Origin of the sequence: Microbacterium sp. NPDC090003, assembly GCF_044748385.1 — a bacterium.
In the GTDB taxonomy this organism is placed as follows: Bacteria; Actinomycetota; Actinomycetes; order Actinomycetales; family Microbacteriaceae; genus Microbacterium.
Genome location: NZ_JBIVFW010000001.1, coordinates 2,267,319 through 2,282,137, shown reverse-complemented (window position 1 = coordinate 2,282,137; position 14,819 = coordinate 2,267,319). Strand labels below are relative to the sequence as shown.

Sequence of the window (14,819 nt, the reverse complement as noted above, 5' to 3'; positions counted from 1 at the left end):
ACCGAACAGAGCGTCCACGGATGTGGCGTAGTGCTCTCCACCCGTGGTGGATCGATGCCAAGCGTCCCAAGTCAGAACCCAGGCCCACTAAGCAAGACGAAGTGGTCGCGGGAATCGGTCGCGACGCGCGAAAACATTTCTGGAAAGGTTTTGGCGCCACGCGAGAGAAGCGGCGGTCGCCTCTTGGAGATGAGGCGACCGCCTGACGCCCGAGCCGTGGGGGCCCAGCTCGCAGAGCGTCACTTACCAAGACGAGATGGGATACCGAATATGTCGGTCGATGCGCGATATTCCCATAACCCGTTTTGATCGCCCCGGGGAGACAAAAGCGACGGCCGGCCCCGCAGCAGGAGGGCCGGCCGTCGTCGAGTGATGCGCATCCAGAAAGATGCGGATCCCCCTGATTGCTCCGACGGGATGGGAGGACGTCGGAGCGACGCCCCGGAAGCAGGAGTCCGAAGGCGCTACATGCAAGACGGGTGAGGGGGCGGAATCTGTCGGGCGGATCGAGAAGCTCTTCGGGGCGGGACCCTTCGACAGGCTCAGGGACCCAGTTGTGATAGCGAGAAGCTCTTCGGGGCGGGACCCTTCGACAGGCTCAGGGACCCAGTTACAAGCACGCGCACCTCTGGGTCGCTGAGCTTGTCGAAGCGTCGCAGGCCCCGAGACGACGGCGGGTGGGCCCCGAGAGAGGCTCGGGGTCCCACCCGCGCGAGAGGGACCGTCAGACGGTCTCGTCGAGGCGACGACGACGCAGCGTCAGCACGAGGCCGAGGGCCAGGGCGGCGAGCGAGACTCCGATTCCGACCATCGTGCCGCCGGTGATCGCGAGGCCGCCCGTGGGAGGCGTCGCGCCGCCCGGGGGCGTGCCGCCATCGGTCGGGGGCACCTCGATGTCACCACAGGCCTTGTCGGTCACCGTGACTCCGTCGACCGTGAGCTCGGCCTCGTTGAGGAAGCCGCCGCCCGTCTCGGTCGTCGTCGTGGTGCACTCGGCCTCCTCCACCGTGATGGTGGTGGCGACGGTCACATCGATCGTCACCCGGTAGGTGTGCGTCGTCTCGCCCGGCAGCGTGGCTCCCGACACGATAGTCGTGTCGCCGATGCCGTCGTAGGCGGGGTTGGTCTCGACCTCACCGGGGGTGATGTTCTCGACCGCGACATCGCCGATCTCGACGTCTCCACCGAAGTCCAGCGCGTCGACCAGGTCGTACGTGCCCTCGGCGGTGCCGTTGTTGATCACGTCGAGCTCGTAGGTCACCGTCGACGTGTTGTCGTCGGTGAGCTCGGTCGCTCCGATGTACCGCTTGTCGAGCACCATGTCGAAGTCACGGTCGATGACGAGTCCGGCGTCGAGCGTCGGGTCGGCCGAGTCGGGTGCCAGCGTGAACGTCTGGGTCGCACCCGTCGTCTGCTCGGCATCCGAATCGATCGTCGTGTCGTCACCCGCGTGCTGCGTCGTGAACGTCGTGTTCGAGTCGAGCCCGTTGGGATCGAAGATCACCTGGTACTCGCCCGAGGCGAGGTTCTCGAACGCGTACGCGCCGTTCTCGTCGGTGACGGTCTCGAGAGAGACCGGATTGCCGTCGAGGTCGGTGCCGACCAGGCGCACGGGGAACCCGGCGATGCCCGGCTCACCCTCGCTCTGCAGGCCGTCGCCGTTCACGTCTTCCCAGACGCGGTCGCCGACCGACGACGAGATGATCTCGACGCGACGGATGGCGGGGCCGACGCCCTGCGTGACGCCGTCGGCGCGGCCCGCGGTGACGTTGTTGTAGACGTCGCCGCCGGCGTTGCCGACCGGGGTCATGGCGATGTCGACCTGGAACGGCGTCGCCGGGGTGAACGCACCGGGGCGCTGGAAGCGCAGACCGGTCACCTCGTCGTTCGCCGTCGGGCAGTCCGCCGCCGTGCCATTGCCCGACACCACGGCGCCCGAGATCGCGTCGCACCAGACGGTCGACCCGGATGCCCCGTTCGAGGCGTCTCCCGGAGCGACGACCAGCTCGGCCGACGGAGTCGCGGTGTAGAGGATGCGGATGTTGTCGCCCGCGACCGGGGTGGCCGAGTCGAACACCAGCGAGCCCTCGAAGTCGCTCTCGTTCACGCCGTTGGCCGGCAGCACGTCGATCACGTCGACGTTGCTGACGTTCTGCGGCGAGTCGACGTTCGCGAAGAACACGCTCCACAGCACGGTGCGCGGGTTCTCGACGCCGTCGGGGTTGACCTCGATGATCGGCTTGTTGACCGTCTTCGCGACCTTGATGCCCGTCGGAACGACCAGCTGCACCTGCACATCGTCGTCGCGCAGGTTGGCCGGGCTGCCGTCGATCGGCGAGGAGGCCAGCACCTGGTTCGTGTAGACACCGTTGCGGGCGGTCTCGATGATCTCGGCTGCGACGAGGATCGGAGTGATGGCGGCTCCGGGAGCTCGCTCGCCGAGGTTGAACCGGATGTACTGCTGGTTCGCTGCGCAGGCGATCTCCGCGTCATCCGGCGCACCCATCTGCACGACCTCAGGGGTCAGCGCGGTGCCGCCCTGAGACGACGACTCGTACACCTGGTACAACGGGAGGCAATCCTCGAGAAGCACGAGCGCGGGCGATCCCTGTCCCTGACCGGTCGCGGTCAGCGTCGGGTCAAGACGGTAGGTGACGGTCTGGCCCGCGGTGAACTGCGGCACGACGTTGTTCATGAACTCACCGGTCGTCGGGTTCTGCACCCACTTCTCGACGCGGACGATCGCATCGCCCTAGAAGATGCGGTCGCCGAAGTTGCCCCCGTGCGTCTCCGGGTTGTAGGTCGGCAGCGTGGTCTGACGAGCCGGGTCAGCGGCCACCTCGGCAGGCGTCTTGATGCCCTGAGAGATCGTCCGCGATGCCCAGTTACCGATCGGGGCGGTGTTGTCGGAGTCGAGGACGACCTGCCCGATCGCGAACTGGACGTTGAAATCGCCGAACGTTGTTCCGATCGGCCACTCCGTGCTCACCGTAATGCGAACACGATTCACCCCCGCCCAGACGCTGCGACCCTGATCGTCCACAGTCGGCATGACGAGGTCGCTCGGATCCTCCGTCCAGGTGCCGCTCGAGCAGTCAGCGGCACCCCCGGAACCGAAGCTCCCCGTGCTGTACTCGATCCTGAGATTGCGTGCGCCCGACGCCGCCGTGCCGAGCGTGCTTCCAGGCAGAGCAGCGTTCGCCTGCGTGTAGTGCGCAAGGTAGACGGGATCACCGTTGCTCGGGTACCACTCGGGCCGAGAACCCGCCCACGACGGGTAGGCCGCAAGGGCGAGTCGTTCAGGATCCCACACGTCGCACGCGCTGATCGTGCGCGAGAGACCTGTGCCGGTTCCCGCCGGTGCGGATTCGCTGATGTTCAGCACGCTCTGGATGGACTGGCCCGCCATCACGACGGTGTTGCCATCCTTGCGGATGCCGGACCCCGGGGGGCCTTCGAAGGTGCCGTTGCCCGAGAAAGACTGGGCTGGCGTGTTGCCTGGCTGCCCGAAGACACCGGTGAAGGACTTGTCGAAGTTTCCCTGCGCCTGAAGACGGAGGGCTGCATCGCGCGTGTTGTTCGAAGGGTCGTCGACAGCGGGAGTGCCGTCGATTCCAGTCATCTGAATGTTCGTGTACTCGTTGTGCGTCTGCAACACGAATCCGGAGCCGTCTGCCCCGAAATCGAGAATGGCCGCCTGCGGAATGTGAATGCGGAGCTCGAAGGCGGCAATCACACCGAAGTCCGCAGGAAGCGCGGTTCCGTTACCTGTGGTCGTCGGGACCGTCAGACCGGTGGTGTCCGTGCCGGTGAGGGTAATGACTCCGTTCTGTCCCGGCGCTCCACCGACGCAACTCACGGCGCCCGTGTCTCGAGCGGAGTTCGTCGGGGTGGCGTATGAGCCCAGGGACAGGCGCGAATACGGAAGGGACGTGCGGTAGCCGCTCCCCGAGGTCACCAGGCTGCAGTTGCGGAAGATCGGCGCATAAGCGGCAGTGGCCGCCGCCTCCGACCCGGCGGCCGCAACCATCTCGGCCCACATCGTCGCACCGTAGAAAGACTCCGGGTCGAGGTTGTCCTCGAACACGATGGGTGACGCCAGCGGTGCGACACCCTTGCCGCCGGCGGGAACAGTGATCGACACCGGGTATGACACTTGACGGCACGGCTTGCTCGTGTCATTCACGCACGGCTCGGTCGCGAGGAACAGCGGCCCCTGATTCGGGTCGGTCGAGGTGGCGCGCTTCGACAGGTCGAACCGCGGCGCGGCCGACACCGTCTGCGAGACGGGCTCGGTGGCGACGGCATCCGGGATCTGGTCGCTCGACACCTCGAAGACCACGTCGTCCATGACGGTGCCGTTGGTGACCTCGGGCTTCACGCGGGTCACGAAGGGGTAGTTGAGCGAGGTTCCGCCGGTCTGGTCGTCGAGAACGCAGACGACGTCCTGCGTCGGGTACGACTGCCACGAGGTGCCGGTGATCGGCGGGGTGAGCGCGGGCAGCGTCTGCGGCGTCGCGCCGGAGCCCGGCAGACAGAACGGCGGCAGGCTCACGAGCTCCTGACCGCGCGGAACCGTGAAGCGCACGGTCGGCGTGGTCTGGTCGTCGCCCTCGAAGCGGATGCCGAGGTTGTACGAGATCGTGTCGTTCGTGCGGATGATGTCGTTGTCCGGACCGGAGTCGTTGCCGGCGGCGTCGTCGGCCGAGAACGGCGCGGTTCCCGTCGTCTGGTCGATCGTCAGCGCGAGCGTCGCCGCCGCGGATGCCGGAGCGGCGACGATGAGGCCGGCGCACAGCGCGCTCAGCGCCGCCGCCACCCCCATGGTCCTGGTCAATGCGCGCGTGCGCGCGGTCGTGCGAGTCATGATGGCCCTTCCCCTAGCCAAGGTGATGCGCAAACAGATGCTCCCCGTGAGCAGAGAACTTCGGACGTTCTCCACCTGGTGAGACTTCGGGTAGCGCTCATTATTACGCGAAACTGGAAACTTTGTGTGAATAAATTTGTCGTTAAGTGAGGACGGTTTTCGCGCGGACGTGCGCGAGTGTCTTCAATGCGTCGGTCGCGGCCTGCGATGTGGTCACGATGTCGTCGTAGTGGTGCACGAACCCGTGGGCGTCTTCGATGACGACGGAGACCCGCACCTGTTGCGCGTCCAGACCGGCGGGTGGGGTCGGCGACCCCACCCGCTCGAATCGCCCGCGGATCATTCCGTCACCGCGTGGTTCAGCGGTGCGGTGTCGTCGGCGAGGGCGGACAGCATCCGCCCCCTGAGTGCCGTCAACCCGCGCACGCGATGCAGGTCGTGCCCGCGTTCGCGCGTGAGCACACCCCGTTCGGGTGTGCGGTCATGCGCCGCTGCCTGCGGCGAAGAGTGTGCTGCCATTCGAACCCTGTTCCCCATCCCATCGACCCGCCTCCCGCGATCCCCGTGCAGAATTCACCGCAGAAGTGCTGGGTGGAGGCGAGCCGACTTGGGGAGGCTTCTCCACCCAGCCACCCGATCGAACGGGCTTCGACACTGGGGAGGGTCGAGTGGGGAGCAACTCCCCACACTGAGATGACGGACGAGGTGCCCGAATCTGTCGGTGGATTCCGGAAGTCAGTCGCCGACGGTGCCGCGCGACGTGCCGTTGAGCATCGAGCCGCCCTCGGTGCGGCCGTCGAACCCGATGTCGAACGTGACGACGGCGGCCGGCGCATGGGTCACCCCGAAGCGCCCGCCGCTCGGCGATTCGCGATCGGTGGTGCACGAGACGTCGCCGCCTTCGACCAGGCAGGTCCATCCGCTCGGGGCGGTGATCGACTCGACATCGACCGAGAGATCCATCCGGAGCGTGCCCAGGGTGAACGACTCGTCCTGCACGGTGATCGCCATGTCGAAGTCACTGTGCTCGGAGTCGACCACCTCCGAGGTCAGCGCCAGCGAACCCAGCGGGGTCTCCGCGAAGAACCACGTCTTCGTGACGAAGGTCACCACGACCACGGTCATGAGCACGAGCGCCGTCGCGGCAGCCGCGAGCATCGCCGTCGTGCGCGCCCACTCCTGCCAGAGCGACGACGCCCCGGACCCGGAGTCGGTCGGCACGTCAGCGGGAGCATCCGCCGGCGCCGAGGCATCCGCGCCGTCGGCCGAAAGCTCGCTCGCCTCGGCCGTGCCCGCAGGTCCTGCCAGCGCGACCGCCCCCGCGAGCGGCAGCGCTCCGAGCGTCGCGAGCCCGGCGAACCGCTTCCACGACCGACGGCAGTATCGGCACGTGCGGTAGTGGTCGCTCGACCGGCCGCCCCGGGTGTCCTCCGGGGTGTCGCCCACCGTGTCGGGCAGCAGTTGCGCGGCCGCGACGCACTCGGGTCGAGCGCCATCCTCGAGCAACAGACGCAGCGTCGTGCGGCGCAGATTGGCCTTCGCGCGGCGCGACAGCGAATAGATCGCCGACGCCGGACGCGCCATGTGCTCTTCGAGATCGCGGGGCTTGCGCCCTTCGAGCACGGTGGCAACAAGCACCCGCTGCTGGTCGGACGGCAGCTCGGCGAGTGCCCTGCGCACGACGGCCAACTCGGATTCGATCTCGAGCTCGCGGATGCGCGGGTCGGCGTTCGACGCCGGCTCCTCGACGTTGTCGAGCGGCGCGACCTTCGACCGCGGCGAACGGAAGTCGTCACGGATGCGGTTGCGCATCGTCTGCGCGATGTAGGCGGGCACGTTCTCGGTCGGGCCGTTGCCCTGAGACCACTTGGCGAGCACCATCAGCAGCGCGTCACCGAGCAGATCGTCGGCGTCGTGCGTGATCCCGGCCACGCGCCTGGCCGTGAGGGAGAGCGACGGCAGCATCAGGGAGAAGTACTCCCCCGCCGCGTCGCGATCCCCGGTGGCGGCCCGCCGCACGAGTTCGGCGATCACGCCCGGATCGAGTGAGGGCGCATCGGCGGAAACGTCATCGGACGCCGGATCGGCGTTCGACGCGTCGGGGGGAGGCACGTCCGTCATCACTTTCCTCATCGAGTCGCGGGGCGGAGCGCAGCAGAACGGAGGATGCTGTCGCCGAGCGGCAACGATACACCGCCGAGCCGACGCGTGACTGCGGCCAGCGTCGACCCGGGGGCGAAATGTGGATGAGTGAGGGCGATTGTTGCGGGCCCGAACCGGGTGGGCCCGCACTCTCAAGACGAGGTCGACCCGCGAATCTGTCGGTCCTGGACGGCGGGGTCAGATGGCGGAGATGCGCCAGGCCGCCGCGTGTGATTCTCCGGACTCGAGCACCACGAGGTCGACGCACGAGTTGAAGGCATCCGGCGGGCATGTCATCGGCTCGACGGCGAGGCCGATCCGGTTCGTCTCGGGCAGCGGAGTATCGGCCGTGTGCACCTGCACCCAGGGGCACCGCTCATCGAACGTGATCGCGACCCCATGACCGTCTGCGGCGATCACGGTCACCGCCGCGACACCCGACGGATGCCGCTCGAGAGACGTGAACGCGTGGTCGATGAACGTCTCGCCGATCAGCCGCTCCTCGCGGAAATCGAACTCCGGCGCCAGCTCCACCGCCTCGACGCGCACCGGGCTCAGGCGGTCCTCGGTGACCAGCAGCACCTCGGATGCCGGCAGACCGAGGGTCCAGGCATCCACTCCGCCGTCGCCCGCCCACAGGTACGGGTGCGGACCCGTTCCCCACGGTGCGGGCACGTCGTCGACGTTGGTCGCCGTGACGGTCTGAGTGAGCCCGTCGATGCCGACCGCGTACTCGGTCTGCACCACCACGCGGAACGGATAACCGTCCTGCGCCGGGATCGCGGCCTCGAGCGTCACCCGATCGGATGCCGTCGCCACCACGTCCCAGTCGGTCCAGGCGAGCAGCCCGTGAAGGGCGTGCCCGCGCGCCGGCTCGGTGAGCGCGAGCTGGTGATCGACACCACCGAACGAGTAGGTGCCGTCGACGACGCGGTTCGGCCACGGGGCGAGGGTCGCTCCGCGGTAGGCGGGGCGCACGGCATCCGCCTCGAAGGGTACGACCAGATCGCGACCGTGGAAGGTCAACGCGCGCAGGGAGGCGCCGACGCTCGCGATCGTCGCCTCGTACCCGTCGGAGAAGATCGTGAACTGGCTGCCGGAACGGGGGGTCTGAGACATGGGATCGACGTTACTCACTCGTGGCGGGGCCCTTCGACAGGCTCAGGGACCCAGGAATGGCGGGCGCGGTCACAGGCCCTGGGCCAGGCGGTGGTAGGCCTGGTTCCAGCGCACCTGTTGCTGGAACTCGGGCAGGCGGGTCGTGTCGTCGATCACGAGCAGTTCGATCTCCGCCATCTCGGCGAAGTCGCGGAACGCCTCGATCCCGACGGCCGTCGACATCACGGTGTGGTGCGCGGCTCCGGCGGTGAGCCAGGCGGCGGCGCTGGTCGGGAAGTCGGGCTGCGGCTTCCATACCGCGCGGCCGACGGGCAGGTTCGGCAGCGCCTCGGTCGGCTCGACGTTCTCGACGACGTTCGCGGTGAGCCGGAAGCGGTCGCGCATGTCCGACAGGGCCACGACGATCGCGGGTCCCGGGTCGGCCGTGAACACGAGGCGCACCGGGTCGTCCTTGCCGCCGATCCCCAGCGGGTGCACCTCGAGCGTCGGCTGCTGCGACGACAGCGACGGCGAGACCTCGAGCATGTGCGCCCCGAGAATGACCTCCTCGCCCGGCGTCATGTCGTAGGTGTAGTCCTCCATCAGGCTCGCGCCTCCCGGCAGACCCGCCCCCATCACGTTCGCGATGCGCACGAGCAGAGCGGTCTTCCAGTCGCCCTCGGCGCCGAAGCCGTACCCCTCGGCCATCAGGCGCTGCACCGCGAGGCCCGGCAGCTGGGTCAGTGACCCGAGATCCTCGAACGAGGTCGTGAACGCACCGAATCCGCCCTCCTCGAGGAACGAGCGCAGACCGATCTCGATCGCCGCGCCGTCGCGCAAGGACGAGTGACGCTCGCCCCCGCGGCGCAGCTCGGGCGCGACCGCGTAGAGCTCCTCGTACTCGGCGACGAGCGCATCGATCTCGGCATCCGAGGCGGCGGCGACGGCATCCGCCAGGTCGTTCACACCCCAGGTGTTCACCTGCACGCCGAACCGCAGCTCCGCCTCGGTCTTGTCGCCCTCGGTGACCGCGACGAAACGCATGTTGTCTCCGAAGCGCGCCAGCTTCAGCGACCGCGCTGCCGCGAGGCCGGCCGCCGCGCGCTGCCAGGTCGCGAGCTCGGCGCGCACGCGCGCGTCGCTCGCGTGGCCGACGATCGTCTTGCGCGGGATGCCGAGGCGCGTCTGGATGTACCCGAACTCCCGGTCGCCGTGCGCGGCCTGGTTGAGGTTCATGAAGTCGAAGTCGATCTCGCCCCACGGCAGCGCCACGTTGTGCTGGGTGTGCAGGTGCGCGAGCGGCTTGCGCAGGCTGTCGAGGCCGGTGATCCACATCTTCGCGGGGCTGAACGTGTGCATCCAGGCGACGACGCCGATCACCCGGTCGTCGGCGTTCGCCTCGAGGGCGATACGGCGGATCGCGTCGGTGTCGGTGAGCACCGGCTTCCAGACGATGCGCACCGGCACGTCGTCGGCGGCATCGAGCATCCCGGCGATCTCCTGCGACTGCGCGGCGACCTGGGCGAGGGTCTCGGGGCCGTACAGGTGCTGGCTGCCGGTGAGGAACCAGACCTCGTAGCCGTCGAGCGAGGTGGTCAGCGGGGTGCGGGTCATGAGGCGTCCTTCGGGTTCTGGCTGTTCTCCTGCGTGGGCAGGGCGGTGATCGCGGCGGCCTCGATGGCGAGGCCCGCGCGGTAGCGGTCGAGGTAGGCGGCGAAACCGGCGACGTCGGCCGGGTCGGGTTCGGCGGTGACGACGGATGCCCCGGCGAAGACGGTCTCGTCGAGGTAGGCCGCGAGCGGCCGGTCGGCATGACCGAGGTAGGCGGCGAGCACCGCGATACCCCACGCCCCGCCCTCGGCGGCGAGATCGCCGACGTCGACCGGGGTGTCGAGGGCCGCGGCGAGGAAGCGCTGGGCGACGCCCGCCGTGCGGAACAGGCCTCCGTGCGCGAACATCCGATCGATCCGCACGCCATCATCGGCGAGGATCCGCATCCCGAGGGCGAGAGTGCCGAAGACGCCGTAGATCTGCGCGCGCATCACGTTCGCGAGGGTGAAAGCGGCATCAGGTGCGCGCACGAAGAGCGGTCGCCCCTCGTCGAGTCCGACCACGGGCTCGCCGGCGAGGTGGTTGTAGGCGAGGAGGCCACCGGCATCCGCATCGCCCTGCAGCGCTTCGGCGAAGAGGGTGGCGAAGACCTGGTCCTCGTCGACGAACTGCCCGTTCGCGACCGTGAACCGGTGGAACAGCGCAACCCAGGCGCCCAGCTCGCTCGCGCCGTTGTTGCAGTGCACCATCGCCACCGTTGCGCCGGCGGGCGTCGTGACGAGGTCGAGCTCTTCGTGCACCGTGGGCAGCGGCCTGTCGAGCACCACCATCGCGAAGATGCTCGTGCCCGCGCTGACATTGCCCGTGAGCGGGGCGACCGAGTTGGTCGCCACCATGCCGGTTCCCGCGTCGCCCTCCGGCGGGCAGAGCGGAATACCGGGCTGGAGCGCGCCCGTCGGGTCGAGGAGCGCGGCCCCCTCGGCAGTGAGCCGACCGGCATCCGCCCCCGCCGGGAGCACTGCCGGGAGAAGCAACCGCAGGTCGCGACCGGTGTGGTCGCGGTAGGCCCGGAGAAGGTGCTCGTCGTAGTCGACCGTGGCGGAATCGATCGGGAACATGCCCGACGCATCCCCCACTCCGAGCACGGTGCGGCCGGTGAGCCGCTCGTGCACGTAGCCCGCGAGGGTGGTGATCGATGCGACCTCGGCCACGTGCGACTCACCGTCGAGCGCGGCCTGGTGCAGATGCGCGACCGACCAGCGCTGCGGGATGTTGACGCCCAGAACCTCGGTGAGCTCGGCCGAGGCCTCGCTCGTGCTCGTGTTGCGCCAGGTGCGGAACGGCACGAGCAGTGCACCCTCGGCGTCGAAGGCGAGATAGCCGTGCATCATCGCCGATACACCGATCGCCCCGAACGACGACGGGCGGATGCCGTGGCGCTCCTGCGCATCGTCGACCAGTGCGGCGTACGCCGCCTGCAGCCCCGACCACACCTCGTCGAGCGGGTAGGTCCAGCGGCCGTCGACGAAGCTGTTCTCCCAGGTATGCGACCCGGTCGCCAGCACCTCGGCGGTGTCGGCGTCGATCAGGCAGGCCTTGATCCGGGTCGATCCCAGCTCGATGCCGAGGGCCGTGCGGTCGTGCTCGATGGCGGTTGCGGCGTTCGACGCGGTCATCGGCGTGCATCCGCGCTCTGGCCGTACACGTTCTGGTACCGGTCGAACAGGCGGTCGATCGCCTCCTGCGGGAGGGGGATCACCGGGCCCGCCTCGCGGGCGTAGTGCACGGTGCGGGCGACGTCTTCGACCATGACCGCGGCCTTCACCGCGTCCTTCGCGTCGACGCCGATCGTGAACGGCCCGTGGTTCTGCATGAGCACCGCGCGGCTGCGATGACCGCTCAGCGTCTCGACGATGCCGCGACCGATCGAGTCGTCGCCGATGATCGCGAACGGGCCGACCGGGATCGGGCCGCCGAACTCGTCGGCCATCGCCGTGATCACGCAGGGGATCTCCTCACCGCGCGCCGCCCAGGCGACCGCGAACGTGGAGTGGGTGTGCACGACCCCTCCGACGTCGGGCATGTGGCGGTAGACGTAGGCATGCGCCGCGGTGTCGCTCGACGGACTCCGCTCGCTGCCGGGAGCGCCGGAGATCGCCGCGCCGTCGAGATCGCAGAGGATCATGTTCTCGGGTGCGAGATCGTCGTAGCTCACGCCCGAGGGCTTGATCACGAACAGGTCGGCGCCGGGCACACGGCCCGAGACATTGCCTCCGGTCCAGACGACCAGGCCGTTGCGCACGAGTTCGCCGTGCAGGCGGGCGACATCGGCGCGGGTGCGGTCGATCGCCGCCTGGATGTCGGGGGCGTATCGGGGGGCGTCGTCGCTCATGGCACCTCGTCGTGGTTTCTACTGTGACCGGTCACAGTTCGTGTCACGGGAAGCCTACGGCCGGGTGCTCGGCGGGGTCAAGCGGGGGCTTCGGGCGGGGACGCTTCGACAGGCTCAGCGACCCAGGGGTTCGGTGGCCTCGCCCGCCAGACTGGGTCCCTCAGCCTGTCGAGGGGCCCTCCCCGCCAGACTGGGTCCCTGAGCCCGTCGAAGGGCCCGCCCCGCCAGAAACCTCAGCCCCGCGGTGCCGCGATCGAGTCGCGCACCACGAGTTCGGGCACGATCGACTCGGCGGATGCCGCGGCATCCCCCGCGATCACCGCCGCGACCGCCCGTCGCGCGAGTTCGTCGAAATCCTGCCTCACCGTCGTCAACCGCGGCCACGCGTACGCCGCCTCGGGCAGGTCGTCGAAACCGACCACGCTGATCTCCCCCGGCACCGCGACGCCTGCCGCGTGCAGCGCGCCGATCAGCCCGAGCGCCATCTGGTCGTTCGCGGCGAACACCGCTGTGGCCCCGGCCTCGCGCAGCGCCGACGCCGCCTCGAACCCGGCGCGCGCGGTCCAGTCGCCGATCACGGTGATCACGGGCTCCAACCCGCGGGCCGCGAGCTCGGCCGCGAAGCCCTCGGCGCGCGACTCCGCCTCGAGCCAGTCCGCAGGTCCGGCGAGGTGCGCGATACGGGTGTGGCCGGCATCCGCCAGCGCCCCCACCGCCGACCGCGCCCCGGCGACCTGGTCCACTCCGACGCCACGCGCATCGTGGCCGGCCGAGTGCAGGGTCACGATCGGTACTCCGACCGTGACGGTGTCGAGCATCCGCAATGTGCGGGCGTGGGGGGCGACGACGAGGATCCCCTCGACCCCCTGGGCGACGAGGTGGTCGACCGCGGCCGAAACCGACGCCGCGACATCGGCATCCGCGAAGGCCGCGCTCACCCAGTACCCGGCGGCGCGGGCGGATGCCTCGATCGCCGCGATGCTGCGCGAGGGACCGAATTGCAGGGCGTCGGAGGCGAGGATCCCGAGCGTGCGCGACCGGCGCGTGCCCAGGGCGCGAGCGGCGTTGTTCATGCGATAGCCGAGCTCGCCCATCGCCCTCTCGACGCGCTCGCGCGTGGCGTCGGCAACGTCCGGATGCTCGTTCAGCACCCGCGAGACGGTCTGCCGAGACACTCCGGCGAGCGCGGCGACATCGCGCACTCCGGCCGCTCGCCCGCTGTTGTCCACCACGTCGAGGAGTCTAGGCGGCGCGGCATCCCGTCCCTAACTCAGGACGATCGCGCCTCGAGCGGCCGGAAACCGCTGCTTTCGAGCCCGAAGCGGCGGTTTGTCCTGAGTTAGGTACGCGAAGTGCCGGGCATAACTCCGGAGAATCGGGGGGAATCGGCTCGGACCGGGGCGGATCCGGCCGAAATGCGCCGGTATTGCGGAGTTATGCACCGCAGGGCGGGACCCTTCGACAGGCTCAGGGACCCAGTTGTGGGCAGGGGCCCAGTTGCGGGCAGGGGCCCAGTTGCGGGCAGGGACCCAGTGCCGGGGCAGGGACCCAATGCCGGAGGGCCTCCCTACCCCGAGACGACGGCGAGGGGGTCGGTCCACAGCGGGCGGAACGCGAGTTCGGCCGCGCCGACGAGCAACCGGTCGGAGCCGAGGGCCGCGGTGCGCAGTTCGACGACCTCGGCGCTCTCCCTCATCGCGAGGCGCGAGACCTCGGCGACGAGGGTGTCGTGCTCGGCGTCGTCGATCATCGCGAGGAACCCGCCCAGAACGACCACCGCAGGGTTGAGCACGTTCACCGCGTTGGCGAGGGCGCTGCCGAGCACCCGGGCCTGTCGGGCGACCTCGGCCTCGGCGGCGGGGAGCGCCGCGGCTTCGAGCGCTTCGGCGAGTGCGGCGTCGTCGGCATCGTCGAGGCCGAGGAGCGCGAGCAGATGCCGCCGGTTCACCTCTTCTTCGAGCACGCCGTCGGGCGTGCGCCGGTCGGCGTCGTCGTCGATGCGGGGGCGGTTGTGGCCGAACTCCCCCGCGTATCCGTTCGCCCCGGTCGCGGCCCGCCCGTGGATCACGAGCCCGCCGCCGATACCCGAGGCGCCGCCGTTGAGGTAGACGAGCTCGTCGATGTCGCGGCCGGCGCCGAAGAGGTGCTCGGCGAGCGCGCCGAGGGTCGCGTCGTTGTCGACGGCGGTGCGGATGCCGGTGAGCTCCTCGATCCGCGCGGCGAGGGGTTCGTCGGTCCAGCCGAGATGCGGCGCGTTGCGCACGACGCCGTCGGCGGTGCGCACGAGCCCGGGCACGGCGACGCCGATGCCGATCACGGTGCTGTCGAGCAGGGCGTCCGTCTGCCACTGCGCCAACCGGGCGGCGACGAGCGCTGCGACCTCGGCGGCGGTCGGGGTGGCCGTGTTGACGATCCGCTCGCGCACCACGATGCGACGGTCGAGGGCGACGGCCGCGATCTCGACCGCGTCGACCTCGGGGTGCACGCTGATCGCGACGACGGATGCCGAGGGCGCGACCACGGGCGAGGGGCGACCGGCGCGCGACGGGGCCTCGGGCGGGCGTTCGTCGACGAGCCCCGCGGCGGCGAGTTCGAAGACGAGGGCGGCGATCGTGGAGCGGTTGAGGCCGGTGGCCTCGGTGAGGGCCGATCGCGACTGGGCGCCGTCGTGATGGACGATCGACAGGATCCGCGCGAGGTTCGCTTCGCGGGAGCGCGGGGTGGTCAGGTCACGGGGCACGTTCCCACTTTAGGGGTGCGGATGCGGGC

At 69.6% G+C, this 14,819-nt stretch carries 11 protein-coding genes; all 11 read right to left on the bottom strand.

The genetic code is table 11. The features are described 5' to 3' along the window. Positions 1-724 precede the first annotated feature (724 nt). Positions 725-2,722: an SdrD B-like domain-containing protein gene (locus ACIPVN_RS11035; protein WP_400442748.1), complete on the bottom strand. Its 1,998-nt coding sequence runs from the start codon at positions 2,720-2,722 to the stop codon at positions 725-727. Positions 2,723-2,752: 30 nt separating this feature from the next. Then, a complete protein-coding gene (locus ACIPVN_RS11030; protein WP_400442747.1) occupies positions 2,753-4,867 on the bottom strand; it encodes a hypothetical protein in 2,115 nt (704 codons plus the stop codon). 142 nt (positions 4,868-5,009) lie between these two features. Beyond that, positions 5,010-5,210 (bottom strand): hypothetical protein, encoded by a 201-nt coding sequence (locus tag ACIPVN_RS11025; protein ID WP_400442746.1) that lies wholly within the window; start codon positions 5,208-5,210, stop codon positions 5,010-5,012. Next, entirely contained in the window at positions 5,207-5,386 is a 180-nt protein-coding gene (locus ACIPVN_RS11020) for a hypothetical protein (RefSeq protein WP_400442745.1), read from the bottom strand. Before ACIPVN_RS11020 ends, ACIPVN_RS11025 begins: the two co-directional genes overlap by 4 nt. A gap of 216 nt (positions 5,387-5,602) precedes the next feature. Then, a complete protein-coding gene (locus ACIPVN_RS11015; RefSeq protein ID WP_400442744.1) occupies positions 5,603-6,988 on the bottom strand; it encodes an RNA polymerase sigma factor in 1,386 nt (461 codons plus the stop codon). A gap of 219 nt (positions 6,989-7,207) precedes the next feature. Further along, the gene (locus tag ACIPVN_RS11010; protein ID WP_400442743.1) at positions 7,208-8,128 is read right to left on the bottom strand and encodes an aldose 1-epimerase family protein; all 921 of its coding nucleotides are present in this window, start codon (positions 8,126-8,128) and stop codon (positions 7,208-7,210) included. A gap of 69 nt (positions 8,129-8,197) precedes the next feature. Beyond that, the gene (araA, locus tag ACIPVN_RS11005; RefSeq protein ID WP_400442742.1) at positions 8,198-9,721 is read right to left on the bottom strand and encodes an L-arabinose isomerase; all 1,524 of its coding nucleotides are present in this window, start codon (positions 9,719-9,721) and stop codon (positions 8,198-8,200) included. After that, on the bottom strand, positions 9,718-11,334 hold the full coding sequence (locus ACIPVN_RS11000; protein ID WP_400442741.1) for a xylulokinase: 1,617 nt from the start codon (positions 11,332-11,334) through the stop codon (positions 9,718-9,720). The genes araA and ACIPVN_RS11000 overlap by 4 nt, the downstream gene beginning before the upstream one ends. Next, positions 11,331-12,050 carry an L-ribulose-5-phosphate 4-epimerase gene (locus tag ACIPVN_RS10995; protein ID WP_400442740.1) on the bottom strand — a complete coding sequence of 240 codons (720 nt, stop codon included), beginning with the start codon at positions 12,048-12,050 and terminating at the stop codon, positions 11,331-11,333. Before ACIPVN_RS10995 ends, ACIPVN_RS11000 begins: the two co-directional genes overlap by 4 nt. A 233-nt stretch (positions 12,051-12,283) precedes the next feature. Then, on the bottom strand, positions 12,284-13,282 hold the full coding sequence (locus ACIPVN_RS10990) for a LacI family DNA-binding transcriptional regulator (RefSeq protein WP_400442739.1): 999 nt from the start codon (positions 13,280-13,282) through the stop codon (positions 12,284-12,286). A 335-nt stretch (positions 13,283-13,617) separates the two neighbouring features. Further along, positions 13,618-14,790: an ROK family protein gene (locus tag ACIPVN_RS10985; RefSeq protein ID WP_400442738.1), complete on the bottom strand. Its 1,173-nt coding sequence runs from the start codon at positions 14,788-14,790 to the stop codon at positions 13,618-13,620. Between the last annotated feature and the right edge of the window lie 29 nt (positions 14,791-14,819).